At 59.7% G+C, this 24,997-nt stretch carries 28 protein-coding genes and 5 pseudogenes; 14 read left to right on the top strand and 19 right to left on the bottom strand.

Going from position 1 to position 24,997, the window contains the following annotated elements:
* Positions 1-11: 11 nt before the first annotated feature.
* From ACZ5BO_RS20175 to ACZ5BO_RS20160, 4 genes and pseudogenes are all read right to left on the bottom strand, one after another.
* Positions 12-374 (bottom strand): annotated as a pseudogene (locus ACZ5BO_RS20175) (tyrosine-type recombinase/integrase); the annotation flags it as partial.
* Positions 326-466 carry a DUF4224 domain-containing protein gene (locus ACZ5BO_RS20170; RefSeq protein ID WP_464701329.1) on the bottom strand — a complete coding sequence of 47 codons (141 nt, stop codon included), beginning with the start codon at positions 464-466 and terminating at the stop codon, positions 326-328. The gene ACZ5BO_RS20170 and the pseudogene ACZ5BO_RS20175, both read right to left, overlap by 49 nt.
* A gap of 374 nt (positions 467-840) precedes the next feature.
* Positions 841-1,023 (bottom strand): hypothetical protein, encoded by a 183-nt coding sequence (locus ACZ5BO_RS20165; protein WP_464696257.1) that lies wholly within the window; start codon positions 1,021-1,023, stop codon positions 841-843.
* A 52-nt stretch (positions 1,024-1,075) separates the two neighbouring features.
* On the bottom strand, positions 1,076-1,321 hold the full coding sequence (locus ACZ5BO_RS20160) for a hypothetical protein (protein ID WP_464696256.1): 246 nt from the start codon (positions 1,319-1,321) through the stop codon (positions 1,076-1,078).
* A gap of 136 nt (positions 1,322-1,457) precedes the next feature.
* On the opposite strand from ACZ5BO_RS20160, the gene ACZ5BO_RS20155 reads away from it, so the two are divergent.
* A complete protein-coding gene (locus ACZ5BO_RS20155; protein WP_464696255.1) occupies positions 1,458-1,736 on the top strand; it encodes a hypothetical protein in 279 nt (92 codons plus the stop codon).
* Positions 1,737-1,822: 86 nt separating this feature from the next.
* Here the strand turns inward: ACZ5BO_RS20155 and ACZ5BO_RS20150 are convergent, their stop codons facing one another.
* Positions 1,823-2,173, bottom strand: a complete 351-nt coding sequence (locus tag ACZ5BO_RS20150; protein ID WP_464696254.1) for a hypothetical protein — start codon at positions 2,171-2,173, stop codon at positions 1,823-1,825.
* Between the two features lie 65 nt (positions 2,174-2,238).
* On the opposite strand from ACZ5BO_RS20150, the pseudogene ACZ5BO_RS20145 reads away from it, so the two are divergent.
* Positions 2,239-2,758: pseudogene (locus ACZ5BO_RS20145) on the top strand (lysis system i-spanin subunit Rz).
* A 73-nt stretch (positions 2,759-2,831) separates the two neighbouring features.
* Here the strand turns inward: ACZ5BO_RS20145 and ACZ5BO_RS20140 are convergent.
* The 4 genes and pseudogenes from ACZ5BO_RS20140 to ACZ5BO_RS20125 form a co-directional block, all read right to left on the bottom strand.
* Complete coding sequence (locus tag ACZ5BO_RS20140) at positions 2,832-3,095, bottom strand: hypothetical protein (RefSeq protein WP_464696252.1); 264 nt, start codon at positions 3,093-3,095, stop codon at positions 2,832-2,834.
* A gap of 320 nt (positions 3,096-3,415) precedes the next feature.
* Positions 3,416-3,742, bottom strand: coding sequence for a DUF2388 domain-containing protein (locus ACZ5BO_RS20135; RefSeq protein WP_464696251.1), 327 nt, complete (start codon positions 3,740-3,742; stop codon positions 3,416-3,418).
* Positions 3,743-3,855: 113 nt separating this feature from the next.
* Positions 3,856-4,569: pseudogene (locus tag ACZ5BO_RS20130) on the bottom strand (SOS response-associated peptidase family protein).
* Between the two features lie 461 nt (positions 4,570-5,030).
* Positions 5,031-5,573, bottom strand: a complete 543-nt coding sequence (locus ACZ5BO_RS20125) for a hypothetical protein (RefSeq protein ID WP_464696250.1) — start codon at positions 5,571-5,573, stop codon at positions 5,031-5,033.
* Positions 5,574-5,832: 259 nt separating this feature from the next.
* Between ACZ5BO_RS20125 and ACZ5BO_RS20120 the strand changes: the two are divergent.
* Positions 5,833-5,928, top strand: a pseudogene (locus tag ACZ5BO_RS20120) (DUF4113 domain-containing protein); the annotation flags it as partial.
* A 278-nt stretch (positions 5,929-6,206) separates the two neighbouring features.
* Here ACZ5BO_RS20120 and ACZ5BO_RS20115 read toward each other — a convergent pair.
* Positions 6,207-6,424: pseudogene (locus ACZ5BO_RS20115) on the bottom strand (site-specific integrase); the annotation flags it as partial.
* A 311-nt stretch (positions 6,425-6,735) separates the two neighbouring features.
* Here ACZ5BO_RS20115 and ACZ5BO_RS20110 point away from each other — a divergent pair.
* From ACZ5BO_RS20110 to ACZ5BO_RS20065, 10 genes are all read left to right on the top strand, one after another.
* Entirely contained in the window at positions 6,736-7,068 is a 333-nt protein-coding gene (locus tag ACZ5BO_RS20110) for a hypothetical protein (protein ID WP_464696248.1), read from the top strand.
* Between the two features lie 430 nt (positions 7,069-7,498).
* The gene (locus tag ACZ5BO_RS20105; protein WP_464696247.1) at positions 7,499-7,987 is read left to right on the top strand and encodes a MerR family transcriptional regulator; all 489 of its coding nucleotides are present in this window, start codon (positions 7,499-7,501) and stop codon (positions 7,985-7,987) included.
* Between the two features lie 534 nt (positions 7,988-8,521).
* On the top strand, positions 8,522-9,601 hold the full coding sequence (locus tag ACZ5BO_RS20100; protein ID WP_464696245.1) for a saccharopine dehydrogenase family protein: 1,080 nt from the start codon (positions 8,522-8,524) through the stop codon (positions 9,599-9,601).
* Between the two features lie 88 nt (positions 9,602-9,689).
* Positions 9,690-10,922 carry an NADH:flavin oxidoreductase/NADH oxidase family protein gene (locus tag ACZ5BO_RS20095; protein ID WP_464696243.1) on the top strand — a complete coding sequence of 411 codons (1,233 nt, stop codon included), beginning with the start codon at positions 9,690-9,692 and terminating at the stop codon, positions 10,920-10,922.
* Between the two features lie 69 nt (positions 10,923-10,991).
* Complete coding sequence (locus ACZ5BO_RS20090) at positions 10,992-11,834, top strand: NAD(P)-binding domain-containing protein (protein ID WP_464696241.1); 843 nt, start codon at positions 10,992-10,994, stop codon at positions 11,832-11,834.
* Positions 11,835-12,304: 470 nt separating this feature from the next.
* The gene (locus ACZ5BO_RS20085) at positions 12,305-12,550 is read left to right on the top strand and encodes a hypothetical protein (protein WP_464696240.1); all 246 of its coding nucleotides are present in this window, start codon (positions 12,305-12,307) and stop codon (positions 12,548-12,550) included.
* Between the two features lie 179 nt (positions 12,551-12,729).
* Positions 12,730-13,344, top strand: a complete 615-nt coding sequence (locus tag ACZ5BO_RS20080; protein WP_464696239.1) for a GNAT family N-acetyltransferase — start codon at positions 12,730-12,732, stop codon at positions 13,342-13,344.
* A 258-nt stretch (positions 13,345-13,602) separates the two neighbouring features.
* On the top strand, positions 13,603-13,995 hold the full coding sequence (locus ACZ5BO_RS20075; RefSeq protein WP_464696237.1) for an MliC family protein: 393 nt from the start codon (positions 13,603-13,605) through the stop codon (positions 13,993-13,995).
* Positions 13,996-14,223: 228 nt separating this feature from the next.
* Positions 14,224-14,382 (top strand): hypothetical protein, encoded by a 159-nt coding sequence (locus tag ACZ5BO_RS20070; protein WP_177330295.1) that lies wholly within the window; start codon positions 14,224-14,226, stop codon positions 14,380-14,382.
* Between the two features lie 143 nt (positions 14,383-14,525).
* Positions 14,526-14,846, top strand: coding sequence for a YbjQ family protein (locus ACZ5BO_RS20065; RefSeq protein WP_025129969.1), 321 nt, complete (start codon positions 14,526-14,528; stop codon positions 14,844-14,846).
* A 214-nt stretch (positions 14,847-15,060) separates the two neighbouring features.
* Here ACZ5BO_RS20065 and ACZ5BO_RS20060 read toward each other — a convergent pair whose 3' ends face one another.
* The 6 genes from ACZ5BO_RS20060 to ACZ5BO_RS20035 all read right to left on the bottom strand — a co-directional run bounded on the left by ACZ5BO_RS20060 (position 15,061) and on the right by ACZ5BO_RS20035 (position 21,762).
* The gene (locus tag ACZ5BO_RS20060; protein ID WP_464696236.1) at positions 15,061-16,701 is read right to left on the bottom strand and encodes an ABC-F family ATP-binding cassette domain-containing protein; all 1,641 of its coding nucleotides are present in this window, start codon (positions 16,699-16,701) and stop codon (positions 15,061-15,063) included.
* Positions 16,702-16,874: 173 nt separating this feature from the next.
* Entirely contained in the window at positions 16,875-17,912 is a 1,038-nt protein-coding gene (locus ACZ5BO_RS20055; protein WP_464696235.1) for a DNA topoisomerase IB, read from the bottom strand.
* An 80-nt stretch (positions 17,913-17,992) separates the two neighbouring features.
* Positions 17,993-19,075 (bottom strand): molybdenum ABC transporter ATP-binding protein, encoded by a 1,083-nt coding sequence (gene modC, locus ACZ5BO_RS20050; protein ID WP_025129973.1) that lies wholly within the window; start codon positions 19,073-19,075, stop codon positions 17,993-17,995.
* 3 nt (positions 19,076-19,078) lie between these two features.
* Positions 19,079-19,759, bottom strand: coding sequence for a molybdate ABC transporter permease subunit (gene modB, locus ACZ5BO_RS20045; RefSeq protein WP_025129974.1), 681 nt, complete (start codon positions 19,757-19,759; stop codon positions 19,079-19,081).
* Entirely contained in the window at positions 19,760-20,527 is a 768-nt protein-coding gene (modA, locus tag ACZ5BO_RS20040; RefSeq protein ID WP_464696234.1) for a molybdate ABC transporter substrate-binding protein, read from the bottom strand.
* A 170-nt stretch (positions 20,528-20,697) separates the two neighbouring features.
* Positions 20,698-21,762 carry an NAD(P)H-dependent flavin oxidoreductase gene (locus tag ACZ5BO_RS20035; protein ID WP_025129976.1) on the bottom strand — a complete coding sequence of 355 codons (1,065 nt, stop codon included), beginning with the start codon at positions 21,760-21,762 and terminating at the stop codon, positions 20,698-20,700.
* A 213-nt stretch (positions 21,763-21,975) separates the two neighbouring features.
* Between ACZ5BO_RS20035 and ACZ5BO_RS20030 the strand changes: the two genes are divergently transcribed.
* Positions 21,976-22,464 (top strand): GyrI-like domain-containing protein, encoded by a 489-nt coding sequence (locus ACZ5BO_RS20030; RefSeq protein WP_464696233.1) that lies wholly within the window; start codon positions 21,976-21,978, stop codon positions 22,462-22,464.
* Here ACZ5BO_RS20030 and ada read toward each other — a convergent pair.
* From ada to ACZ5BO_RS20015, 3 genes are all read right to left on the bottom strand, one after another.
* Positions 22,428-23,501: a bifunctional DNA-binding transcriptional regulator/O6-methylguanine-DNA methyltransferase Ada gene (gene ada / locus ACZ5BO_RS20025; RefSeq protein ID WP_464696231.1), complete on the bottom strand. Its 1,074-nt coding sequence runs from the start codon at positions 23,499-23,501 to the stop codon at positions 22,428-22,430. The two genes, ACZ5BO_RS20030 and ada, sit on opposite strands and share 37 nt — an antisense overlap.
* An 85-nt stretch (positions 23,502-23,586) precedes the next feature.
* Positions 23,587-24,270 (bottom strand): DNA oxidative demethylase AlkB, encoded by a 684-nt coding sequence (gene alkB, locus ACZ5BO_RS20020; protein WP_025129979.1) that lies wholly within the window; start codon positions 24,268-24,270, stop codon positions 23,587-23,589.
* A complete protein-coding gene (locus tag ACZ5BO_RS20015) occupies positions 24,260-24,976 on the bottom strand; it encodes a 2OG-Fe(II) oxygenase (protein ID WP_464696230.1) in 717 nt (238 codons plus the stop codon). The genes alkB and ACZ5BO_RS20015 overlap by 11 nt, the downstream gene beginning before the upstream one ends.
* Positions 24,977-24,997 lie beyond the last annotated feature (21 nt).

Raw genomic sequence — 24,997 nt, 5'->3', positions numbered from 1 at the left:
CCGCAATTCGCTTATTTCATCGGCGTAACCTTGGCTCCGCGACGCCTGCGAATGTACTGCTCTGTCATGCTTACGGTGGTGTGCCCAAGCTGGTCGCGAGTCTCGCGAATGCTCCCTGTAGATTCTTCTTTGTCCGTGGCCGCCTTGGCCCGCAGGTCTCGCATTTGGAACTCTGACTTCGAAATTCCGGCAGCTTCGCGAGCATCGTCAAACCGCTTGTGCAGCATACTCTTTGTCATGGGCTGCCCATCCTCCATCACTACAAGTCGAGTAGATCTCACTCTGTAGCCCGCCTTTCTGGCCGCAATGCGGTCAATTACGACCCTTAGTTCCCCAATGATCTCAATCCTGCGCCTGGCTCCGGTCTTGCCCTGATGGTGTGCCTGATTCCGTTTTTGCAAAGCACGGCAATTTGATTGGCTTTTGTTTTTGCGCCAGTCAGTTCACACACTTCGTCATGACTCATAAATTCAATAATACTCATACAGATCTCCATGCCGCGCGTGGCGGCAGAAGGTTGGTTATTCGGCCTGTAGCTGGTGGTAGGTGGTGCACCGGCACCGCAGGCAGATCATGTCGCGGACTCCTGAGCCGTACTTCTTGCTTGGCACCTTTAGCCGCTCGCTTTCCATGTGCTTGTTGTTGCAGTGGCAGTACTGAACTTTTATGTCGGGCATGCATGTCTCCCGCCCGCCATCGCCGGCAGGCTCCGATTGTTGAGTGGGTGTTTCAGATGGTGCTGATTTGCCCTGGCGTTGCGCCGTGGCACTGTCTCTGCGTTCGCCCGGTTCGTTGTCAGGCTGCTGCAGCGGCCGGCTTATGCCGTGCCGGGTGGACTCTTCAGTTCTTGTAGCCGCTGCCGATGCGGTCGGCGATCTCCTCCAGGCTCTCAGCCATTCCCGACATTTCGTTGTTGTCGCGGCGCGAAACCACTGCTGAGCGGTGAACGTTCCGGCCTGCCAAGATCCAGGCCGCCAACCTGATCAGCCACGACTCGGCCTTGCGGCGAAAGAAGCCGCTCATGGCCTTGGCCCCGTGTAGATGTTCCATGCGACGTAGAGCAGGGCCGGGAGGATCATGGCTGCGCCTCTTCGATGTCGCGGCGCACTTCGCAGTACAGCTCAACGTGTCCGCAGGGATTGCTCCAGCTGTCTACCGCAAGCTGCCGGCTTCCATCCCAGCTCATAGATGTGAATGGTTCGCCGCGTGGCGCACCGCATTCACGGCACACCCATGGCAGCGCCACGGTGATTGAGTCGAGGCCGCCGTGCTGCTCGCGGGCCGGCATGGTTACCGTGCGCGTACTGTTTTCTTCAGGCATGACTTCGTCCTTGGCCGCTATAGCGGCTGACTTGAAGGGGGAGGAGTTGCTGCTGGGGAGGGTTGGGCGGCCGTTGCTAAGGGGAATTAGGGGGGGGAAAGGGCATGCTTCGACAAAAAACCACCCTGGAACTACTGTGATTGAACGCGGCAAGGGTGGCCTCATCATGTTCAATCAATATCCAACTCAAAAATTTGCTCGATGGCTGTTCTTTTTAGGGGGGCTATTTATGTTGGGCGTAGCGATCGCCGTCCTTGTTAGTACTGATTGGATTGGATTTTTATTGACTGTCATGGTTTCGAGCATCTTTTTCATACCCGCGTTCATCCTTAGCGAAAAGGCCTTTGACCGCTTTTTAAAATCGGTGGAGAAGATCAGCTTCCTAGCTCCCGTCGTTCGATTTTTCAGCGGCTGAGTTAGATGAGAGTTCGGTTTTTACGGGTGGAGTACAAATGTACTCATGTCAGAGTTTGGCTGGTTCAGCCTTCACGGCCAGCCCCTCTACTGCCTTGCTGTAGATGAACTTGAGATGGTGTGTTTCTGCCCATACTCGCCTTCACCGTCGCAGATTTCGCAGCCTCCCGACGGTTCTTCAAGCTCCCGGCATTCCGGGCATTCGTGCGTGGATTGCAACTTGAATTCGTCGAGCAGCAGGGCTTTTGCGCCATTCTCCGCTGTAAGGTTGTGGGGCATGATGCAGTAGCCTTCGGGCACCATCGCAACCGGTGCGGGCTGCTCGGCTGGGCGGGTGTAGAGCGCGCGCAACTCGTACTCCTCCGGCATGGATTGGAAATCCTCCAGTGATCCGCTGCCGACTTCTTCCCAGCAGCACGAGCCATGCGTTCGGACCATGGTCGTGTCCCGAATGGCGAGGCTGATCCCAAGGCCATCTATGACCTGGCGCTGAAGGTGCTGTCGTGAAGGCCTCGCTCTGGTTGTTGCCAGCCTTGGCACTGGTTCTGAGGATCGCCCTTGGCGGCTGGGGTGCATGGACCTGGCAGGCCAACACCTATAGCAAAGCGTTGGCTGAGCAGGCCGGGGCGTATAGCAGTGATCGCGAGCAGGCCGCCACAGCGGTGATCGGTTGGCAGGAAACCCAGCAGGATGCTCGCCGTGCTCTGGAGGATCGGCTGCAAGCGAATGACGAAACCCACTACAAGGCATTGCGCGATGCTCAATCGAATCAGGTTCGCCTGCGTGACAAGCCTTGCTACTACTGAGCTGCGGTTGTCAGTTCTACTCGCCAGCACCGCCACGGGTGGTGGCGGTGGGGTGCCAGCTGCCACCGGCACCGGCGGCCTGGTTCATGGAGCAGCGAGAGCCGAACTTGACCCTGCGGCTGTTCAACGAATTGTCGCCATTGCCGGAGAGGGTGACCAAGGATTGATCGCTTTGCGGGCATGTCAGGGATACGTACGTGAGAGTTATCAACGTTAGCGCAGCATGCTAACTATTGACTGGCTTTATTCATCCAAGGTGCCAGATAGGCACCTTGGATATTATCTTCGAGTTATCTACTGATTGGAGAAATAACCGTATCGTTGTCTTTCACCTCAGTGTTGGTAATCACAATGTTGCTGTCAACTAGTACGTAATATGGCTTTTCAGTACCTCTTTGTCTTAGTGAAAGAACATATCCTCTACTGTCCTTTCTAACCCACTTATCTGATGCTCCCGCAGCGAGCGGAGAGTAACGAGTGTCGCCGTCCGTGTCCCATTGGTTAATAGCAACTTCAATTATATTCGAGGTGTTATTTTTAACGGTAATGCTCATGTCTATATTCCTTTTAGACTGATGGTTGTAAGGCTTAGTTGCCCGATGCTCTCCCTAAGCTATTGAAGGCAGTATGGCCGTATGCACTGCCTTTAGAACTTATAATCGGAATAGGCAACCACTCGCAAGCGTAGCTGCATTGTTGAAAGCAGCAAAATTTTTACGGCTCGCAAGGGAGGATCACGTCTCTTCTGATATCCGAAGAAGGTAGTAAGTTATCCATCAAGCCTGGTGGCAGATGCTGATCAAAGCCGGAGCAGGGGAGTAACGTGTGAGCAGGCTTATGACGGCCTCGGGGGGTGAGGCGAAGAGTGCAGTCTTCAGTGCGAAGTTGCGATTGCCAGTGCCAACTGTTCATCGGTCATATACGGCTGGTCATAGGCCGAGTGGTAGTACCGAGCTGCTTGCTCAAATTGAGCTCCGCGGATCTCGCCATTTGAGCCGATGAACGCTAGCGCATCCGCCTTTGCCGATTTCATACTCGCAGGGCCATAGACCGTTAGTGCGGTGGTTCCGCTAACAACAAGGAGGGGAGCGATCGTAGTGAGAAACATCGCTTTTTCGACTGGATCATTGTTCTCGTGGGCCACAACTGGGATGCTAGCCAATGCCAGTAAAATCACACTCAGTGTTTTCATTGAATCCATTCGTGACCGCTTCCTGCCGTCTGGTTGAGGGGTGTCACCTTAGCAGGGATAAGGTAGGGCTGACACAAGAAGCCCGGTGCAGGGCCGGGCCTGGAGGGGAGGCTTGCCAGTGATCAGCCACTGTTCACAACATCGCCCCCGGTGGGCTTGATCATGCGCTCTATCAGTTCAGCGCCATGATTTCTGACGTTACCGACGGCGATGCTTACTTTGAACCACTCGAATGACTCGGCGGGCTCGCCCTGGTGCAAGGCCATCTGCTCTGCGCGCTCATTTGGCGTTGCAGGGTCGAGCCATTCCCGAGTCAGGTCCGGCGCCAGGACTACCGGCCGGCGGTCGTGAATATCGACCATGCCGCCCTGTGCGTCGGCGGTGATGATCACAAAGCCGTCGTGCTCCCCCGCGCCTTCGTCGGCGTCGGGCAGTTGTCCGATTGAGGCACAGAGAATCGGCGAGCCGTCGCGATGCCGGATCAGGTAGGGCTGTTTCTTCGGGCCGCCTTCGTCAACCCACTCAAACCAGTTATCTATTGGACATATGGCCCGGTGCGGCCAGATCTGGCGGAAGAACGGCCCGTGAGCGACCTTCTCGACGCGGGCATTGATTGGCGCTGCTCGGTCGGTGGCCTAGTGTGGCCGCCAAACCCCGCGCATGGCGTCTGCGTATAACGTGTCGTCGGCAACGTGGAAGAGCGCGAGCTGCATTGTTGGTGCGGCGTTGTATCGCCCCAGGGGCTGGTCTCCGACGTTATTGATCAGGGCCCCGGGCATGCTCAGGGCTGCGACGAAGTCGTGAATGCCGCTGGATTGGGAGAGCCGTCCGCGCATTGCTTTGCCCCCACATTGAGAGGGTAAGCATAGCTCCACCTGTCGGCTTCTCGTCGCTGATACGCTGAGTGGTGAAATGCTGTGTATACAGTTCAGGTGTGACCCCCCTATGAATTTTCTAATCGTTCGCCGCAGGGAGCGTGGCGTAGCAATACCTGCCGAAAGGCTGAGCAAGACCCCTCTCGTTAAGGGTGATGTTCATCTTGTTGAGACTCACAGCCAAGAGCTTGGACGCTCTTGCATCCAGGCATGGATTTTCAAAAGCCATCCCGGCCCGGACGTCTTCCCGCGGCTACTGGATGCAAAGATCAATAGCATTGCCCAGCTCGGCCTGAACAACAGCGGGTTGGAAGAGGTTGATTGGGGGCGCTGTACGCGCAGTCGTGGTGGTGTCGAATTGAATGAAGCAGGCAAGGACGACCGCAGGGACCAGAACTCTGGGCCCCGCGGTGGCAGATCAGTTAACCAATTTGAAGGTACGGTCCACTAACCAGCTTATCCTGATCAGAGGCAGCAGGTGAGAATATTAACGTGATAGGGCTTACGTTACAGGAGAGAGTTGTTGTTCCTTCTCCGTTGTTCGCCATGGTGGCCCACCGAATTCGAGAGTATCCAGCATGTTCAGTATCGGCGATAGTGCACTGGGCTTGTTTGCCGTTTTTAACATCTTTACATGTGAACGTCAGGGTCTGAAGCAGTGGCTTACCTACTTTAAACCACTGCACGTTTGCAATTACGTTATTTGAAGGCCTCAGGTCATAGAGTCTGACAGAGAAGGTTGCCGATTGGATGTCATAACCAGAGTTGTTAGTCAGGACCGGAGCGGCTACTTTTGAGTTGTCTTCGCGTCTGGGATAATATTCCTGTTCATCTTTGTTTAGCATTAGTGCGCTAGGTAGGTCCAAAGTAATATTGATATTGAGTTCTTTCATCTCGAATATGGTAAATGTTTCAACTCCTTCTTGATAATCTACCGATGGTTTTCCCTTGAGTGCTTCAGACATTTTAATCTCCTTATCTATGTGCTGAAATTCTATAAAAGAATTTCTCCCTGTTCTGCGAATCCAACCTTGGATGCGCTTTTTTATTAAAGCTGGTAAATTTCTTCTGTCAAATTTTACAGCGAATTGTCTAAAAGACTAATTGGTTAAATTTTGTTTGCTATTAATGCTATTGTTTTTATTTCTAGTGATAATAAAAATTCGCCAGCGGCTTGGTGGTTGATCTGCCTTGTCCAACTGAAGACGTGCGGCTGCTGACAGACTGCCGACAAATTCGGATTGGGGGATGCGACGCGAAATGATTAGTCCGAGCTACACCACCAGGCTGGATCAGTTATGGAAGGTATCTTGTGCTTGAAGAGGGTTGTATTCGGTCGGCAGAACGCCGGATGAGGGGGGCAAACCATTTTCGCAATTAATTTTGAGCCATTTAATTCATTGGCTAATACAGCATATTTTTCCTGATTTTTGCGGAAACAATACAAGCGTAAGTGCATGTGAATTAAGAAAAATATTAGGGATTTAAAATCCCCCGCTCGTAAGGGCGTACCGGTTCGATTCCGGCTTCGGGCACCATCTATTTGAAGCGCTTGCACGGTTTTTTTGAGTGAGCCTTGCTCTGAACCGCTCCGCAATTCACTTTGTAGGCGTGACCTTTTTGCCTATTCGTTTGCGAATGTAGTTCTCGGTCATCACCACCGTGGTGTGCCCAAGCTGATCCCTTGCTTGCAATATGTCGCCACTGGATTGCGCTTTGTCGGTGCCGGCCTTGGCACGCAAATCTCTCATCTGGAAGTCAGCCTTTCGACTCCTGCCGCCTCGCGTGCTGCATCAAACCTTCTGCGCAACATCACCTTTGCCGTCGCTGTGCCACCTTCTGCAAAGGCCAGCCGTGTCGAGGGGGCTTTGTGTTCGGGCTTCTGGGCCTTAATTCGATTAATCCTCTACAAAACTACTTCTCTCTATGGCGCGCGCGACGCGCAAGAGGTTGCTGGGAGCCCCATGTGCCTAGGCTGAACGTACAGGATTTTTTGCTGAATGAAGGCTGTCGCCAGGGCACAGAATCAAGTTTCTTAGCGATTGGTAGAGTTGTTGGGCGCGCAGCCTTGTCAGTAAAGTTGCACTACGTTCGCTAACCGCTATAGACAGTATGTGAGCACCGCCCATGGCTCAACCGGATCACCTCGCCAACTACGTCAGCGCTATATTGGGCTTGTCATCGCTTCACTCCGCGCATCTTCAGAGTGTGAATCAGGAATCCTGGTCTGATCAGGGTTTTATCGTCACTGCGGAGGAGAAAATCTACGCCTTCGATGACGGCGCACTCATTAAACGGCTGGCGGAACAGGACAGTTTCCCCAGCGATGCGCTCTGCGCTGAATGTTGGATCAGCTATGAAGTGCTTCGTCAGCCACGTCATGCAACGGTAAACCCGACCCACATCAGCTTTACCAATGAATGTCGAGAGGCTTATTGGCTTCGGTACTTTTCCTTATAGGCACCACTTCGTAGCGTCATAGCGCTCCAGTGCGACTGCGGGTACAAAATTTTCATATTGTTCAAGTCCGGCCAGGTCAGTGGCACCCTTTGTTGACGTATCTATTGATCCTGATGAATCGAGTCTTGAAGCTATCAAGGCACACAGGAGCGCAGGTTTCACAGTTGTTGGTGATTCACTCGCAACCCCAGGCGCACTTGAAGTGTTTGAGACTGTGTTAACGGTTAAAAATCTCTGATGAGGGTGTTAGCCAGCGTGATGCCCGTCCTGTCTTTGGCTCGGGTTCTCATTGCGATGATCTGCCTCCGATTCTCCGCCAGCTCTAGCAACTTCGCCGCCTGGTTTTCCTTCGCCCCATGGGGCACTTGGTCGCCTGATGGTTTTAGATTTAAAGTCGGCCTCAGGGTCGATCGGATTTTTGAGGTGGGATATGAAAATAGGCGAACTGGCGAAGATCAGCGGCTTGGCGCCTTCACGCATTCGCTTTTACGAAGCGAGTGGCCTGATAAAAACCGTCGAGCGCAAAGCCAATGGCTATCGTAATTATGCGGCTGACACCGAGTGGGTTCTGAAGATCATCGTCGATGCGCAGGCTGCGGGTTTTTCGTTGGAAGAAATCCGGCAACTGATGCCGATGAATGCAGGTGGCTGGCAGCACGAACAATTGCTCAGTGGCCTCAAGCAAAAGGTCGAGGAAATCGAAGTCCTGCAGCAACGGCTGGCCGAGAACAAAGCCCAACTGCTGCTGGTCATCAAGGGTGTCGAGGCCAAGCCCGAGGGCATGGCGTGTGCGGACAATGCGCAGTTGCTGATCAATCGCCTGCGTGATGAAGGCCGGGCGACAACGACAAGCCGCCCTGCCACAGCGTCCTCCAGAACTCATAAACCCGTCAGGCTTCCCGGCGACCGACAGGCGTAAGAACGTTAAGGCCCCTGACTCTTCATGGCCGGGAGCGGCTCTTCTCGGCAGGAAAGCCCAGCGATGGCTCTACCCGTGATGATCGACAGGCCTTGGGGCGTCTTCAGATATAAAGGGCAGGCACTGCAGTGTTCATAGGCCGCGTTGTGCATGTGTGGCCAACCGAGCACAGGCTCATCCAGAGGCGCGGTGTGGCCCGAGCCGGCGAGTACTTGCTGAGTCACAGGTTCCTGGTATCGGTGCGTGGGCAGCAGTTGGCGTGATTGACCAAGGTGGCTGCGATAATCAGAAAGCCCCCGCTATCAATTCCAGGGCATAAGAAACTGAGGCTTTCGGCCGTATCGGGCTTCACCTGCGACGTCGCTGCGCGCAAGCTCACTTGCAACCTCGTTTCAAGATCAATTCCCGCCGCTGAACAATATCCGCCGCTAGCTGCATACTGGTGCTTGACCTTCAACCTGGCTGCAACGCTAGGGTCTGAAGCTGATTGGGCAGGGCAATAACGCAGGTCATCAATCCAGTCAGGAGCAGTGCATGAGCCAGCAAGACAATCTGGAGACGCAGATGAAATGGATGATCTATGGTGCCAATGGCTACACGGGCGAGTTGATCGCTCGCGCTGCTGCACAGCGTGGCCTCAAGCCTGTGCTGGCGGGACGCAACCGCGACAGAGTCGAGACTCTGGCCCGGGAGCTGGGTCTTGAAGCCCGGGTGTTCGGATTGGATGAAGAAGCGCGATTGCTTGCCCAGATCAAGGGTTATGGCCTGGTTCTGCATTGCGCAGGGCCGTTCTCGGCAACCGCGGCTCCGATGATGGAAGCCTGTTTGGGTGTCAATGCGCACTATCTGGACATCACGGGTGAAATCACCGTATTCGAACACGCCCAGTCCCTGAATGAGCGGGCACGCGCGGCCAACGTGGTCATTTGCCCCGGCGTCGGCTTCGATGTCGTGCCAACCGATTGTGTCGCTGCTGCGCTGCAAAGCGCACTGCCGGATGCAACGCATCTCGCCTTGGGATTCGATTCGCGCTCGAGCTTTTCACCCGGTACAGCCAAGACCTCGATCGAAGGCATGGCGCAGGGCGGCAAGGTGCGTCGCGACGGGAGAATCGTGTCGGTTCCGCTGGCTTATCGGGTACGTCGCATCGACTTTGGTGCCGGAGAAAAGCTGGCCATGACCATCCCTTGGGGGGATGTTTCGACGGCCTATCACACCACCGGTATTCCCAACATCGAGGTGTTCATGCCGGGCTCCACCGGCATGATTCGCGGCGCCAGGTTCGCCAATCTGATGCGTCCGCTATTGGGTATGTCGTTCGTGCAGAGGCTGCTCAAGGCCTGCATCGGCAAGGCAGTGATCGGTCCGGACGACGCCACGCGTGCAGACCAAGGCACTTATGTGTGGGGGGAGGTACGCAACGCGCAGGGCGACTGCAAGGTTGCACGGGTGCAGACCGCGAATGTCTACAGCTTGACGGTCGATGCTGCATTGGCCGTGGTCGGCTACTTGTTACAGGCCCCGTCTGCTGGCGGTACCTACACGCCTGCGCGGCTGCTGGGAGCGGATCTGCTGATGCAGTTGCCCGGATCCGGGGCCTTGAATATCGAATGAGCATTCTTGAGGCCGGGTAGAAAAAGACGCTTGACCTTAAAGTTCACTTAAATCTTAAGGTGAGCCCATCTCAATCGAGGGCTACCCCATGAATGTGTTCGATGCTCTGCTGCTCCCCAACGGTTCGACGATCAAGAACCGCATCGCCAAGGCCGCCATGGAAGAGAACATGGCTGATGCCGACCAGGCACCGTCCGAAGAGCTGATGCGCCTGTATCTAGCCTGGGCCGACGGTGGCGCGGGCTTGATCATCACCGGCAACGTGATGGTCGACGGCCGTGCCATGACCGGGCCGGGCGGGGTGGTGCTGGAGGATGAGCGGCAGTTGGACAAGTTCAAGCGCTGGGCGCAGATCGGCCGCTCCGCTGGCGCGCAGTTCTGGCTGCAGATCAACCACCCGGGCCGTCAGATGCAGGCCAACCTTGGGCAACAGACCTGGGCTCCATCAGCCATACCGCTGGACTTGGGCAAGATGTCCAAGCGTTTTGCCACGCCTCACGCGATGACGCCTGATGTCATTGAAGAGGTTATCCAGCGTTTTGCGCGCTCCGCACGCCTTGGCGAACAAGCCGGATTCACCGGTGTGGAAATTCACGCTGCCCATGGCTATTTACTGAGCCAGTTTCTCTCGCCACTCACCAATCAAAGAACCGACGAATGGGGCGGTTCCCTGGAAAACCGTGCGCGGTTGTTGCTGGAAGTCGTCAAGGCAGTAAGGGCTGCGGTTTCTCCCGGGTTTGCGCTGGCAGTCAAACTGAACTCCGCTGATTTTCAACGAGGGGGATTCACCGCCGATGACGCTCGGAAAGTGGTTGAGCGGCTTGGTGGCCTGGGTGTGGACCTTGTGGAGTTGTCCGGCGGCAGTTACGAAGTACCCGCCATGCAGGGCGAGGCGCGCGATGGTCGCACCCTGGCTCGCGAGGCCTATTTCGTCGAATTTGCCCGAGATATCCGCACGGTCGCCCAAATGCCGATAATGGTCACCGGCGGCATACGTCGCTTTCCGGTTGCTGAAGATGTGGTGCGCAGCGGTGTGGACATGGTCGGTATCGGAACGGCGCTGGCTATCGATCCCTACCTGCCTCGTGACTGGTTGCAGGGCAAGGACAGCGCTCCGCAACTGCCACCGATCACCTGGAAAAACAAGGCCATTGCCGCCTTGGCCAACATGGCGGTGGTGAAGTTTCAACTGCGCAAGCTCAGTCGCGATAAAACGCCGGATCCGCATGTGTCACCGTTACGCGCACTGATTCTGCAGCAACTCGAAGCCGCCTGTCGTACTCGTCAGTATCGGCGTTGGGTAGAAAGGCGCTCGATCTAGGTTGATGCTCAGTAAAAGATTGATCGGCCAGGCGCAGGTTGCTCGATTGAGGTGACGTAAACATTTGGCATGACCCTCAAATCAACCGGCAGCTGTGTGAAACTGTTTCAAACCTGCCATGACGATGGGAAGACTATGCAAAGCCTAGGTGTTCTGGGAGTTGGAGAACTCACCGAGAAGGTCGTCAAAGGTCTGCGAAATAGCGGCTACGCCGGGCAGATAAACCTCTCGCCGCGCAATCAGCAGCGTGCTTTGGCACTGGGCAGTCAATATGGCTGCGAGGTGATGGTTAGCAATCAGGCGGTGGTTGATCGCTCTGAAGTTCTCATGCTGGGCGTTCGTCCAGATGCAGTGGAGCGATTGTCGGAAGAGGTCGTGATGGGACCTGGCAAGACGCTGATCTCATTGGTGGCGGGAATGCAGATCGCTGAACTATCCAGGTGTTTCCACGGCGCGAGCGTGGTCAGGGTGATGCTCTCCTGCGCTGCTGAAATCAACCGCACCACTGTGGTGATATACCCCGCAAATGCTGCAGTTCAACAGTGTCTTTCGGCGCTCGGCACCGTGATTGTCTTGGCGGATGAGAGCGCCTTCGAAACGGCCACAGTCGCTGCGTGCATGAACGGTTGGTTCTATTTCTGGCTGCATGAGCTCCAGCAATGGTTCGTCGACCAGGGGTTGCCGGAAGGTCAAGCCAGAAAGCTGCTACTCAGTAACCTGGAGGACTGCCTATCCAGCGCGAAGCACGACTTGAAAACCCCTCTTGCGAGCATGGGAAGTGCCATCGCCACCCCAGGGACATTCACCGCGAAAGGCCTGGAAATGCTTGAAAAGCAGAATTTTAGCGCGCCTTGGACCCATGCCTTCGATGCGGTGCTCAAGGATCTAATCGCGGATTCAAAACAGCGCTGATGCGATATTTTCCGCCTATCCCATCCACGCTGAATGTCCCGCAGATCCTGGGGGATCATCAGGGCACCAAGGGGGCGTCTCAAGGCGTATCTGGTCCTGCTTCACCGCGTGTTGCAGGCACGCAGTTCTCTTGAGTGGGGTAGGGATTATGGCAAAGGTCATTAAAAAACCGAGGTTCGTTGTGGGGCTGCCCATTGTTGTCAGCGGCGTAGCCAGCGGTAATGCGAGGTTCTGAATCCCGGCAACCATGCTCATGATCATTGGCTGGTCCCAGAGGAATCAGTAGAGAGTGCTGGAGGGCGGTAAAACCTGTAGGGTCAGGTCGGACTACAAGGCCCTGTTGCTCTGCCATGGGGTATTGTGCTCGAGCTGCATGCAACGATCAGGTTCAGCTCTGGATCGTGCGGTGATGCATGACAGGTTTGTGGTCTATTGCTTGATGCCCGGCATGGAGCCGGAAAGGAGGAGTGATGTTTGCGCGGATTATTGTAGGTGTGTTGATTGGTCTCGCTGCGGGTTTGATCCTTAGCGGAAAACTCTCCCTGGACGAAAAGACCCAGCAGATTGTCCAGTGGTTTGTCGGCGTCGTCGCCATAGGTTTCATAGCCTCTTCATTCATGTTTGGTGCGCTATACGGCGTGCTGGCAGTCGTTGAAATTGCCGGTGGCTATTTTGCCTACACCAAGCTGTTCCAGGCCGGCAGCTCCCAGCAATAGATCATGGCGGCCGGTTGAACGCAGGTGGGCCGAACATGACCACGCATCGGGTTTTCCCGAGCCAGGGCGACCGGCCAATGCCCTACATTTTTTCAACAATCAAAAGCTGTTTTCAGGGGCGTGACGAGCGCTAGGATGCGCCTTTCGAGCAGAAGCCCATCGGCTTTACGGAGCACGGCATGCAACAAGGATCGTTACCCCAGTCATCCAGCGGGCTCGTGGCCAGGGAGCTCACCCTGGATGACGAGCGATTGCTGCAGGATTTCTTTGTCGACAATCCAGCGTACTTTCACATCGTCCATGGCTGTTCACCGCAGCCGGACGAGGCCCGAAATGAAATCGAGGATGCATTGCCCGAGGGCTGGAGCTTCACTCGCAAGTGGAAGATCGGTTACTTCGATGCCAGCGGCAGGCTGCTGGCCGTGGCCAGTGTCGTCACTGATCTTCTGGCGCTGACGGTCTGGCACATTGGCCTGTTCATGCTCGCCGCACCGCTCACGGGCACCGGGCTCGCTCATCAGCTCCACCTTGAACTTGAAAACTGGGCGGCCGGTCATGGGGCGCGCTGGCTGCGCCTGAGCGTGGTGGCCGGCAATGTCCGGGCGCAGCGTTTCTGGCAGGCCTGTGGTTATATCGAAGCGCGTACCCGTGAGGGCATCGAGCTGGGCCAATTGCGCCATCGAGTCCATATCATGGTCAAACCGCTGTTCCAGGGGACGTTGGCGGACTACCTGGAGTTGATGCCCCGTGACCGGGCCGAGGGTTCGCTGCCCGTCTTGTCGAAACCTGCCTGAGAAGGCTGGATTGCCCCAGGTCGCTACCCTTCCTGGAGTCCGTTGCGCGGTTGATTGGCGAGAGGCAATTGCCGGGCGCGCCGCCTTCCAGCCGCAGCGAAGCCGGCTGCAGATCTTCTTTGAATCGTTGGACGCGCAGTTTCGGCCAGCGCTGGCCCCTGGGGCCGTGCATGCGTCTCGGGAGCAGGGGCCTGGGCATGAACTAAAGCCAGCCTTGCAAGTCCCAATGGGCATCATTGAACGTCTGGGGAATTCACTGTGAACACTCATCTCGCTACGCTCTGCACCGCTGTCTTGGCGTGCACCTTGCCGATCCTGGCGCAGGCTGCCGAGTCGCAACCGACCGCTGAAGAGCCGGCCTACCAAAGCCAGGTGGCGCGCTATCAGTGCGAGGGTCGTGTGCGCATCGATGCGGCGTACCTGAACATCGACAACGGCACTTCCTTCGCCACGCTGTACTACAAGGATCAACTGATTCCCATGCACATCGCCCGGTCGGCGTCTGGTGCGCTGTATGTGGCGGATGACGAGCAGAACAGCTTCCGCTGGCACACCAAGGGCAAGACCGCGATGCTGTCGTTCCTGGAGGCCGACCACACCGCCAAGGAGCAGCAACTGCTCAGCGACTGCAAGGAGATCGATCCGCAATAGCCGCTCCGTCCGGTTTCCTCCAGGCAAAAAAAAGCCCGCGGGAGAGAGCGGGCCAACAACGTAGTTGCTTGAATGAGCAAGGCGACTATACACAGCCCCGATCCTGGTCTGGATGAAACAAAATTCATCTGGTCCATCGGCTGTTTTGTCGGTAAAGCCAAGGCGCCGCTGGATCTGTTCTAACCTGCAAGGGTGAGCGAAAAAATCCCTTCAGGAAGAGAGGTGGGCATGGCAATACAACAGCAACGCCCTTGTGAGCATGAGTGGAGCGATGAGGCGACGCAGCCCGAGGTCGAACACCAGGAGCCGCCACCGCAGACCTGGAAGCACCCGGACGATGGCAAGAGCCTGTCGGAACTGGACGAAGAGCGTCCGTTGAAACCTTGACCCAAAGCCCCGCCCTTGAGCGGGGCTTTCGTTTGCGGCAACCCTCAGGCGACATGTCCCGAGCCATGCCGTGGCTCTGATACCATCGCTCCCTTTGCTGCCCCGACCGGTCGGGGCGGGTTGTTCGCTCAAGGGAGAAACACATGATTGTCACCACCACCGCGCATATCGAAGGTCGGGAAATTGCCAGCTACCTGGATATCGTCAGTGCCGAATCCGTGCAGGGGATCAATGTGGTTCGCGATATCTTCGCCGGTATGCGCGACTTTTTCGGTGGTCGCTCCCAGACCCTGGAACGCGCCTTGAAAGAGGCCAGGATCCAGGCCACGACTGAAATCAAGGAACGGGCTCGTCAATGCAACGCCGATGCGGTGGTCGGCGTCGACTTCGAGATCAGCATGCCCTCGGGGCGCGGCGGCATGGTGGTGGTATTCGCCACCGGGACGGCGGTTAAGCTCCGCTAATCCTCCGGCCCCAGGGGCAATCTCAGCTTCCCATCGGAGTGCACCGCTCCACCAGGGGGCCGTCCGGGCAGCGTACACAAGGCAGGATTTGCCCCCAGGGCCCGAGCGCCGTGTTCCAGTGCCCGGGCATGGGCGCCCTGAACGTCCTCGATCACCAGCCCCAGCGCCAGCATGAAGTGGTCTCTCGCAGCGGATCTTGCTGTAAGGCGTTGTTTCATCCTCCCAGCGTCCTGAGGTCCCAGCCGTCTGCCGACCATTGCAGCTCATGGGTGGGTGCCAGTGCCTGAAGAAAATCCTGATCGTGGGAGGCGACCACCAGGGCCCCGGGGAAGTCCCGCAATGCTCGTTCGAAAGCCTGCACCGACTCCAGGTCCAGGTGATTGGTGGGTTCGTCGAGCAGCAACAGCCTGGCCGGGCTGCCGCTCCACAGGGCTATGGCCAAGGCGGCTTTCAGGCGTTCTCCGCCACTCAATTGCGCACAGGGCTGTTGCACGCGTTGCGCATCCAGTTGCAGGCGCGCCAGGCGGGTACGCAAGGGGCCTTCCTGCAGCGGTGTATCGGCCGTGCCCAGGTGTTCCAACAGCGAGCGTTCCGGGTCGAGCTGCGCCAGGTGCTGGTCGAGGTAGGCGCTGGTCACTGCCACCCGGCATTCACCGCTCAGCGGTCGTAGCTGACCGGCGAGCATCTTCAGCAGCGTGGACTTGCCGCAGCCGTTGGGGCCGATCAGTGCGATGCGCACCGGGCCCATGACGTTGCAGGTCAGGCGGGACGCCGGTGACCGGGCGTCCAGCCAGGGTAATTGCGCCTGCAGCAGGTTGAACACCGGCTGGCCTGCCTGCAGGGTGGTGGCGGGCAGGGTGAGCAGGGTCGGTTGCTCCGGGACGACCCGGGCGTAGGCATCGCGTACCTGCTCGTCGAGGCTGTCCTTGTGCCCCTGATGGCTGTGGCGCACCTGGCCCATGATGTCCCTGGCGGCGCCGAGCAGCTTGGCCCGTTCAAAGCCCGAGACATTGGCGCTCTTGGCGTATCTGCGTGACGTGGCGGCGTGGCGCTGGATGGTGTCGTGCTCCCGTTGCAGGCGCTGCTGTTCACGGCTGCGCTGGGTACGCGCGTGTTCCAGGGTGGCCTGGGCGGCGTCGTTGTGAGCCTGGCGCTGAGCCTGGAACAGTGCGTAGTCGCCGCCATAGACCTGGATCCCCTGGGGGCTGAGTTCAACGATCCGCTGCACCTGCATCAGCAATTGCCGATCATGGCTGACCAGGATCAGGCCGCCGCGCCAGTGTTGCAGCTGTGTCGTCAGCCAGCGCCGTCCGGCGCGGTCCAGGTGATTGCTGGGTTCATCGAGCAGCAACAGTTCGGCGCCGCTGAGCAAGGCGCCGATCAGCGCCACGCGAGCCAACTGGCCGCCGCTCAGGGTGCCGGCCAGATCCTCCGGCCCCAGGTGCTGCAGGTCGGCAGTGTCCAGTGCCTGGCGCAGGCGTTGGGCCAGGTCCCAGCGCTCATCCACCTGTTGCAGATCTTCCAGGCTGGCGGTGCCGGCGGCCAATCGATCCAGGGCGCGCAGGGGTTCGGCCAGACCCGCCACCTCGGCCACCGTCTGGCCTGGGGCCAGCTGCGGATCCTGAGGGACATACGCCAGGCTGACGTTGCGGTTGATGCTGCCGGAGGAGGGCGACAGTTCCCCGGCGATCAGCCGCAGCAGCAGGGATTTGCCCGTGCCGTTGCGCCCGACTATCGCGGTGGGCACGGCATCGAAGCTCAGGTTCAGGGCATTGAGCAGGGTGTCGCCATTGGCGAACTGGTAGGTCAGCTGGTTCAGGGAGACCAGCGCGGGCAGCCGTGTGACGTGAGTCATCAGCACCTCCGGGAAATGTGGGAACAGGCCAACGAGCACTGGCGGCGCTCGTTGCGGATACATTCTGGAAGGCTTAGTTGTTCACGTCGGCAATCGTCCTGGGACGTAAAAGAGGTGCATAGCCTAGCGTTGTGAGATCACCGCTGACAAGGGTGTCGTGCCGCTGATTGCACTCAGGTGGTTCTGCCGGCTTTCTCCAGGCCTTGGAGAAAACGGGTCAGGGCCACTTCTTCGGCCTTCAGCCACTTGCGCCCTCGGGTCCTGGGCAAGCCAGCCAGATCACCGAGGGTAAAGCCTGTCAGCAGAGCGGGATGGATGTAACACTTGCGGCAGACCGCCGGCGTATTACCCAGCTCGCTGGCCACTTCCTTGATCGTCGTCACAATGTGTTTCTTGGCTTCGTCTTCGGGTTGCCAGGGCTGTTCGCGCAACCGTGCCAGGGTCAGGGCGCTGCCGGCCCAGGTGCGATAATCCTTGGCGGTGAATTCGGCACCGGTCAGTTGTTGCAGGCAGGTATTGATATCGGACGAACTGATCGGGTGCCGCTGGCCTTCCTCATCCAGGTACTGGAACAGGTGCTGGCCCGGCAATTCCAGGCAGCGCTTGACCACCCTGGCCAGGCGTGGGTCTTTCAGGGTGATCTGGTGTTCGACGCCGCTCTTGCCGCGAAACTGGAAGTGAATGGCGCTGCCGCTGACCTGTACATGGCGATTGCGCAGGGTGGTCAGTCCATAGGAGCGGTTGTCCCTGGCGTACTGGCTGTTGCCCACGCGGATCAGGGTTTGGTCCAGCAGGCTGATCACTGTGGCGAGGACTTTTTCACGGCTGAAGCCGGGGGTGGCGAGTTGTTCCTGCAGGTGCTGGCGCAGCTTGGGCAATGCGCTGCCGAAGGCCAGCAGCCGAGCGTATTTGTCGCCGTCGCGCACTTCGCGCCAACGAGGATGGTAGCGGTATTGCTTGCGCCCCCGGGCATCACGCCCGGTGGCTTGCAGGTGGCCTTTGGGGTCACTGCAGATCCACACGTCTTCATAGGCCGGTGGAATCGCCAGGGCATTGATCCGCTGAATCTCCGTAGGGCGGGTGATGCGCTGGCCCTGGGTGTCGAAATACACGAAGCGGCCCCGCAGCTTGCGCCGCCGCAGCCCCGGTTGCTGGTCGTCGGTGTAGTGTAGGTCGGAGGGCAGATCAGGGGTGTCCGGGGTGTCGGGCATGGCAGCGGAACCTTGGCAAAGAGCGGGCCTGTAGACGATGGACCGCAGGCCGCGCTGAGGGTGCCGAGGTTTTGTGCGCTTTATGCCAGGACCGCCACGGCCTTGATCTGGGCCCAGAGCTGCTGGCCGGGGTGCAGGTTCAACTGATCCCGCGAGTAGCGGGTAATGCGCGCCAGCAACGGCGTGCCTGCTGCATCCAGGCGTACCAGGACGTGAGCGGCATTGTCCGCCGGAATCTCGTGACTGACGGTGACGGGCAAGCGGTTGAGGATACTGCTGTGCTCGCTGTCCAGAAGGCTCAGGCTGACGTCGCGGGCCTGGACCTTGAAGCGCAGGGCCTTGCCGTGTGCCAGGGGCGCGTGGGCCACGCGAATACTCAGGTGGCTGGCGGGCAATTGCAGGGTCAGCAGTTGATAGGCCGCGTCGTAGTGGCTGACCCGGCCGTCCACCACGACCCCGGCGTCATCGCCCAGGGCCAGGGGCAGGTCCAGGCGTGCCAGGGTCTCGCCGATCGGACCGCTGGCCAGGGCCTTGCCTTCACTGAGCAGCACGATGTGATCGGCCAGGCGCGCCACTTCGTCCTGGGAGTGACTGACGTACAGCACCGGGATATCCAGCTCGTCGTGCAGGCGTTCCAGGTAGGGCAGGATTTCACCTTTGCGTTTCGAGTCCAGGGCCGCCAGGGGCTCATCCATCAGCAGCAGCCGGGGGCTGGTGAGCAGGGCCCGGGCGATGCCGACACGCTGGCGCTCGCCCCCGGAAAGGTGCTGCGGATGGCGCTCGAGCAGGTGGCCGATACCCAGCAGCTCGGTGGCCTGGGCCATGTCCACCCGACGTTGCGCCTTGGCGATGCGCCGCAGGCCGAACTCCAGATTGGCCTGCACCGACAGGTGCGGGAACAGGCTGGCTTCCTGGAACACATAGCCCAGGGAGCGCTTGTGGGGGGCAACGAACAGTTTGCGCTGGCTGTCCTGCCAGACTTCGTCATTGATCTGGATGCGCCCGCGGCCGTTTTTTTCCAGGCCGGCAATACAGCGCAGGCAGGTGGTCTTGCCCGATCCCGAATGGCCATAGAGCGCGGTCACGCCGCGTCCCGGCAGTTGCAGGTCGAGGTCCAGGCCGAAGTCCTGATAACCCAGTTGCAGCTTGAGATGAATGCCCATCGGTCAGCTCCAGGCGGCTTTGGTCTTGCGGCTGGAATACAGCGCCAGCAGCACCAGGAACGAGAACACCAGCATGGCCCCGGCCAGCCAGTGGGCCTGGGCGTACTCCATGGCCTCGACATGATCGTAGATCTGCACCGAGACCACCCGGGTCTTGTTGGGAATATTGCCGCCGATCATCAGCACCACGCCGAATTCGCCGACGGTGTGGGCGAAACCCAGGATCGAGGCGGTGATGAACCCCGGTCGGGCCAGGGGCAGGATCACCGTGAAAAAGGTGTCCCAGGGGTTGGCGCGCAGGGTGGCGGCCACTTCCAGGGGGCGGCTGCCAATGGCGGAAAAGGCGTTCTGCAGGGGTTGCACGACAAAGGGCATGGAATAGATCACCGAGCCCAGCACCAGACCGCTGAAACTGAAGGTCAGGGTGCCCAGGCCCAGGGACTGGGTGAGTTGCCCGAAGAAACCGTTGGGCCCGAGGGCCAGCAGCAGGTAGAAACCAATCACCGTGGGCGGCAGTACCAGGGGCAGCGCCACCACGGCGCCGATCGGGCCGCGCAGCCAGGAGCGGGTGCGCGACAGCCACAATGCAATCGGAGTGCCGACGACCAGCAGGATCAGCGTCGTCAGGGACGCCAGCTTCAGGGTCAGCCAGATGGCGGAAAAGTCGGCACTCGACAGGTTCATTTACAGTTGGTAGCCGTAGGACTTGATGATCGCGCCGGCTTTCGGCCCCTTGAGGTAGTCAACCAGCGCCTTGGCGGCCGGGTTGTCCTTGCCCTTGTTGAGGATCACGGCGTCCTGCTTGATCGGCTCATGCATCTCGCCGGGAACGATCCAGGCCGAGCCGCTGGTGACCTTGCCGTCCTTGTAGATCTGCGACAGGGCAACGAAGCCCAGTTCGGCATTGCCGGTGGAGACGAACTGATAGGCCTGGGTGATGTTCTGGCCTTCGACGATCTTGTCCTTGACCTTGTCGGTCAGGCCGAGCTTGGCCAGCACCTGGGTTGCAGCCAGCCCATAGGGTGCGGCTTTTGGGTTGGCGATGGACAGGTGCTGGTACTGGTTGTCCTTGAGCACCTGGCCCTTGCTGTCGACGTAGCCGTCCTTGGCCGACCACAGGGCCAGGGTGCCGATGGCGTAGGTGAAGCGCGAGCCCTTGACGATGTCGCCTTCGCTTTCGAGTTTTTGCGGCGTGCTGTCGTCCGCGGAGAGGAACACCTCGAAGGGCGCGCCATTCTTGATCTGCGCGTAGAACTGCCCGGTGGCACCGTAGGCCGCCACCAGCTTGTGCCCGGTGTCCTTTTCGAAGTCGGCGGCGATGGCCTGGATCGGCGCGGTGAAGTTGGCGGCCACCGCCACCTGGACTTCATCGGCCTGGGCCGATCCGAAGGCGAATACGGCAAGCAGGGTGGCGAGACACGTCGGTGCAAAACCTGTGGCGCGAAGGTTCATGAAGCAGCTCCATTGGGGGGAAGAAGCATTGGGCAGCGAGTTATTGGAAGGGTCTGCACCAAGGCGAGGGGAATCGCTATATAGCAGAATATATAGCGAATTGTCGACGGGCGGAACTCTGCCGGCGCTTCCCCTGAAGCCGGCCGCGAATGAAGTCGCAGCCGGGCTGCTCAGCGCCGCTGGAGCCGCGCCAGGGTCTGTTCGGCCAGGCGCAGGGTCAGCTCATAGCTGGACAGTTCCACCCCCAGGCGCAGGGCTTGCCCGGACCAGAGATTGGCGAAGTCCGCTTCGTCCTTGGCCCGCAGTGGCATCAGTGCGCCGCCAGCCCGGGGAAAGGCGGGAGCCAGGGGGCTCATGGGCCCCATTTCGCGCATGACCCGGTTGATGATGCCGCGGGCAGGGCGCCCGGTGAACAGGTTGGTCACCGCGGTCTGGCTTTCCTTGGCGCTGCGCAGGGCCTTGTGGTGGGCAGCGCTGACCTTGGCTTCCGGGGTGAACAGGTAGGCGGTGCCCAGCATGGCTGCCGATGCGCCGAGGGCCAGTGCCGCGACAATGCCCCGGGCGTCGCCGATGCCACCGGCGGCGATCACCGGCAGCTTCACGGCGTCGACCACTTGCGGCACCAGTGCCAGGGTGCCGACCTGGCTGTTGAGGTCGTCGCTGAGGAACATCGCCCGATGCCCGCCGGCTTCGTAGCCCATGGCGATGATCGCATCGCAACCCCGGGCTTCCAGCCACAGGGCTTCATCGACGGTGCTGGCCGAGGAGAGGATCTTTGCCCCGGTGGCCTTGACCCGTGCCAGCAGCGCCGGCTCCGGCAGGCCGAAGTGAAAGCTCACCACTTCGGGGCGCAGTTCTTCCACCAGCTGGCAGCTGGTTTCGTCGAAGGGCGCTCGGTTGCTGACCGGAGTCGGGGCGTCGAAGTCGGCCCCCAGTTCTCGGTAGTAGGGTTCGAGGGCGTTTTTCCAGCGGGTTTCCTGTTCGCTGTCGACGGGCTGTACCTGATGGCAGAAGAAGTTCAGGTTCAGGGGATGCCGGGTGGCTGAGCGAATGACCTGCACTTCCTGGCGAATCTGCTCGGTGCCGAGCATGGCGCAGGGCAATGAACCGAGGGCACCAGCCCGCGAGGCGCCGATCACCATGGCGGAGCCGGTGGCGCCGGCCATTGGTGCCTGGATGATCGGCAGTTCAATGCCCAGCAGAGTAAGGAGACGGCTGTCAGTCCAATGGCTCATGTGAAAGGGTCCTCCGTCGGCAGTATTAGACGATGCAGGCGCAAGGTTTTATCAGGAGAAGGCCGGGCAATGCTAGCTGACTTTTCAGGCGCAGGCTCAAACCCGCACATTTGCTGCCAGGGCAAGAGCGTGCTTGACGGCTGTTGGTGGGGGCCATCCGGCGCTAGACTGCGGCGGATATTTTCACTCACCGCTTGGGAAGGATGGCTGACCATGGATGTAAAACTGCGCGAGGTGCTGCCTTTCAGCGTCGCGGGCCTGCAAGTGCGTACCCGTAACGTCGAGGAGCAGCAGGCGGACAGCGCCAGGATCGGGCCCCTGTGGCAGCGTTTCTATGTCGAGGACCTGTTCGACAAGGTTGCCCCCAGGGAGCCGGACTCTTTCGTCTATGGGGTCTATTCCAACTACGAGTCCGATGCCTCGGGGCACTTTGACGTGACTGCCGGAGTGGCCTTGAGCGGCCCCTGCGCCGACTACCCGAGCGTGGACATCCTGGGCGGTGAGTACCTGATGTTCAGCGCCAAGGGGGCCATGCCCGATTGCGTGATCCAGACCTGGGGCCTGATCTGGGCCTACTTCCAGAACAACCCCCAGGTCCGCCGCGCCTTCGCGACGGATTTCGAGGTCTACACCAGCGCCGACTCGGTAGCGATTTACATCGGCATTCAGGCGTCGGACGAGCTTTCTCGCTCCAGCAACTGACGCTTGCGCTCCACGCCCCAGCGGTAGCCCGAGAGGTTGCCGTCGCTGCGCACCACCCGGTGGCAAGGAATCGCCACCGCCAGGCTGTTGGCCGCGCACGCCTGGGCCACCGCGCGCATGGCCTTGGGCGCACCAATGCGCTGGGCGATCTCGGCATAGCTGGCGGTGCTGCCGGCCGGGATGCTTCGCAGGGCCTGCCACACCCGTTCCTGGAACGCTGTGCCGCGCAGGTCCAGGGGCAGGTCAAGGCCTATCGCCGGGGCTTCGATAAACCCCACCACCTGGGCGATCAGGCGCTCGAAGTCGCGGTCGGCACCGATCAGGTTGGCGCGAGGGAATTTGTCCTGCAGTTGTTCAACCAGCTGGTTGGCATCGTCCCCCAGCAGAATGGCGCAAACCCCCCGATTGCTCTGTGCCACCAGGATCGCGCCCAGGGAGCACTGGCCGACAGCGAAGCGGATGTCGGTCTCTGGACCGCCAGCGCGGTAGGCACTGGGCTTCATGCCCAGCAATTGGTCCGCGGCCTCGTAGAAGCGGCTGTTGGAATTGAAGCCGGCGTCGTACAGGGCCTCGGTCACCGACTGGCCGCGCTCCAGGTGCGAGCGGACCTTGCGCGAGCGCTGCGCGTTGGCGTAGCCCCGTGGCGTCAGGCCGGTGGCGGCCTTGAATACCCGATGGAAGTGATAGCTGCTCATGCCTGCGTGTTGCGCCAGTTGGGTCAGGCTTGGCGCGGACTCGGCCTTCTCGATCTGTCGGCAGGCAGTCGCCACCAGCGCGGCATGCTGAGCAGCCACCTGGGTCTGGTCGCTGGCCTGGCGCTTGCTCGGCCGATAGCCTGCGGCCTCGGCCTGCGCGGCGCTGTCGAAGAACTCGACATTTTCCGCCTTGGGCAGGCGCGACAGGCTGCTGGGGCGGCAGTACACGCCGGTAGTGCGCACGGCGTAGACAAACTGGCTGTCGGCGCTGGCATCGCGCTTGAGCACGGCCTGCCAGCGAGGGTCCTGTTCGATCTGATGTTTGCGCGACGAAGCATTCATGGTCGGTACTCGGCAAGGAATGGTGGCCAGATTAACCAGACTCGGCCAGCTCGGCATCCCGCTGCTTGCGGTTGAATTCCCGACATCAGCCGGCCTGGCGAAAGGTCAGGTTGATCCGCTGTTGGCCGAGCAGGGGGTGGATGCCGTCCTTGAGAGGCTGTACCCCGTGATAGCGCAGGCGGTCGACGCCACCCCAGACCACCACATCGCCATGCAGCAGGGGAATCCTTTGGCTGGGGTCGCCGCGTTGCTGGCCGCCGAAGAGAAAGATTGCCGGCAGGCCCAGGGACACGGAAACGATGGGAGCGCTGTAGTCCCGTTCATTCTTGTCCTGGTGCAGGGACATTTTCGCCCCGGGCCGGTAACAGTTGATCAGGCAGGAGTCGGGTGCAAATGGGGCGAAGCCCGCGGCATTCGCGGCGGCCTCGGCCAATTGTGCGAACTCGGCGGGCATGGCGGGCCAGGGTTGCCGGCTTTGCGGGTCGATCCGGCTGTAGCGATAACCGCTGCGGTCGGTGGTCCAGCCCAATTGCCCGCAACTGCTCAGGCCGACGGACATGCTGAAACCTCCTGGGGTCACCATGTGGCGAAAGGGCGCCGTGGCCAGTACCGCGTCAAGCTGGGGCAGCAGGCGTTCGATCCAGGGCAGGGCAAAGCCGCGCAGAACCCGTGACTGAGGCCCCAGCACGTCGGTGCGCGTCGGCTGCTGCAGGTCTTGCTCATCGAACAGCCCGGGGCTGGTTGCGGGACCTTCATGGTTACAAGGCATCGTGAAAGATCACTCCAAGGGTGTGGCGTCGACCGCTGTGCACGCGGCTGACCCCGTGGCGCAGGGTCACCCGATAGTGCCCGCGTGCGCCTTTTATCGGCCGATGATGCACGGCGAAAATCAGCCCATCACCCTGCTTCAGACCAATGACCTGTGGTCGTGACTGCAGGCGCGGGCGCTGTTCGGTGAGCACCAGTTCGCCGCCGGTGAAGTCGCTCTCCGGTTGCGACAGGAGGAAGGCCACTTGCAAGGGGAATACGTGCTCGCCGTACAGGTCCTGATGCAGGCAGTTGTAATCCCCTGGACCGTATTGCAGCAACAGCGGCGTGGGACGTTGTTGTCCGGCAGCGTGGCAACGCTGGATGAACGCCGAGTGGGTCGCCGGGTAGCGAATGTCGATGTTCATCGTCTGGTTCCAGCGATTGGCCTGGCCGACCAGGTGTGGGTAGAAGTCGCTGCGCAATTGCGCCACCGGGTCCGGCAGTGGGTAGCCAAAGTACTGATACTCACCGAGGCCGAAGCCATGGCGAGCCATGTGCACTTTTGAGCGGAACAGTTCGGGCTGCTGGTACAGACGGCTCAGGGCGCGGCATTCTTCGTGGCTCAGCAGGCCTTCGAGGCGGGCCCAGCCGTCCTGATCGAGGGCCTGCTCGATGCCGGCCCAATCCAGTTGTTGCAGGCGGTCTTGCAGCGGGGGAACGAACATGGCGCGGGTGTCCTGGACAGA

It is taken from the genome of Pseudomonas sp. FFPRI_1 (assembly GCF_055384485.1).
Note: the sequence above shows the minus strand (reverse complement) of the source record. Positions and strands in the feature narration are given on the sequence as shown.

Excerpts from the sequence above, each read along its gene's own strand:
- ACZ5BO_RS20070 (WP_177330295.1), top strand. The coding sequence starts at position 14,224 with ATGGCAATACAACAGCAACGCCCTTGTGAGCATGAGTGGAGCGATGAG.
- ACZ5BO_RS20105 (WP_464696247.1), top strand. The coding sequence starts at position 7,499 with ATGAAAATAGGCGAACTGGCGAAGATCAGCGGCTTGGCGCCTTCACGC.
- ACZ5BO_RS20035 (WP_025129976.1), bottom strand. The coding sequence starts at position 21,762 with ATGAGCCATTGGACTGACAGCCGTCTCCTTACTCTGCTGGGCATTGAA.
- ACZ5BO_RS20015 (WP_464696230.1), bottom strand. The coding sequence starts at position 24,976 with ATGTTCGTTCCCCCGCTGCAAGACCGCCTGCAACAACTGGATTGGGCC.
- ACZ5BO_RS20080 (WP_464696239.1), top strand. The coding sequence starts at position 12,730 with ATGCAACAAGGATCGTTACCCCAGTCATCCAGCGGGCTCGTGGCCAGG.
- ACZ5BO_RS20030 (WP_464696233.1), top strand. The coding sequence starts at position 21,976 with ATGGATGTAAAACTGCGCGAGGTGCTGCCTTTCAGCGTCGCGGGCCTG.
- ACZ5BO_RS20150 (WP_464696254.1), bottom strand. The coding sequence starts at position 2,173 with ATGGTCCGAACGCATGGCTCGTGCTGCTGGGAAGAAGTCGGCAGCGGA.
- ACZ5BO_RS20110 (WP_464696248.1), top strand. The coding sequence starts at position 6,736 with ATGGCTCAACCGGATCACCTCGCCAACTACGTCAGCGCTATATTGGGC.
- ACZ5BO_RS20165 (WP_464696257.1), bottom strand. The coding sequence starts at position 1,023 with ATGAGCGGCTTCTTTCGCCGCAAGGCCGAGTCGTGGCTGATCAGGTTG.
- alkB (WP_025129979.1), bottom strand. The coding sequence starts at position 24,270 with ATGCCTTGTAACCATGAAGGTCCCGCAACCAGCCCCGGGCTGTTCGAT.
- ACZ5BO_RS20055 (WP_464696235.1), bottom strand. The coding sequence starts at position 17,912 with ATGCCCGACACCCCGGACACCCCTGATCTGCCCTCCGACCTACACTAC.
- ACZ5BO_RS20125 (WP_464696250.1), bottom strand. The coding sequence starts at position 5,573 with ATGTCTGAAGCACTCAAGGGAAAACCATCGGTAGATTATCAAGAAGGA.
- ACZ5BO_RS20100 (WP_464696245.1), top strand. The coding sequence starts at position 8,522 with ATGAGCCAGCAAGACAATCTGGAGACGCAGATGAAATGGATGATCTAT.
- ACZ5BO_RS20140 (WP_464696252.1), bottom strand. The coding sequence starts at position 3,095 with ATGAGCATTACCGTTAAAAATAACACCTCGAATATAATTGAAGTTGCT.
- ACZ5BO_RS20085 (WP_464696240.1), top strand. The coding sequence starts at position 12,305 with ATGTTTGCGCGGATTATTGTAGGTGTGTTGATTGGTCTCGCTGCGGGT.
- modC (WP_025129973.1), bottom strand. The coding sequence starts at position 19,075 with ATGGGCATTCATCTCAAGCTGCAACTGGGTTATCAGGACTTCGGCCTG.
- modB (WP_025129974.1), bottom strand. The coding sequence starts at position 19,759 with ATGAACCTGTCGAGTGCCGACTTTTCCGCCATCTGGCTGACCCTGAAG.
- ada (WP_464696231.1), bottom strand. The coding sequence starts at position 23,501 with ATGAATGCTTCGTCGCGCAAACATCAGATCGAACAGGACCCTCGCTGG.
- ACZ5BO_RS20065 (WP_025129969.1), top strand. The coding sequence starts at position 14,526 with ATGATTGTCACCACCACCGCGCATATCGAAGGTCGGGAAATTGCCAGC.
- ACZ5BO_RS20160 (WP_464696256.1), bottom strand. The coding sequence starts at position 1,321 with ATGCCTGAAGAAAACAGTACGCGCACGGTAACCATGCCGGCCCGCGAG.
- modA (WP_464696234.1), bottom strand. The coding sequence starts at position 20,527 with ATGAACCTTCGCGCCACAGGTTTTGCACCGACGTGTCTCGCCACCCTG.
- ACZ5BO_RS20095 (WP_464696243.1), top strand. The coding sequence starts at position 9,690 with ATGAATGTGTTCGATGCTCTGCTGCTCCCCAACGGTTCGACGATCAAG.
- ACZ5BO_RS20090 (WP_464696241.1), top strand. The coding sequence starts at position 10,992 with ATGACCCTCAAATCAACCGGCAGCTGTGTGAAACTGTTTCAAACCTGC.
- ACZ5BO_RS20170 (WP_464701329.1), bottom strand. The coding sequence starts at position 466 with ATGAGTCATGACGAAGTGTGTGAACTGACTGGCGCAAAAACAAAAGCC.
- ACZ5BO_RS20060 (WP_464696236.1), bottom strand. The coding sequence starts at position 16,701 with ATGACTCACGTCACACGGCTGCCCGCGCTGGTCTCCCTGAACCAGCTG.
- ACZ5BO_RS20135 (WP_464696251.1), bottom strand. The coding sequence starts at position 3,742 with ATGGATTCAATGAAAACACTGAGTGTGATTTTACTGGCATTGGCTAGC.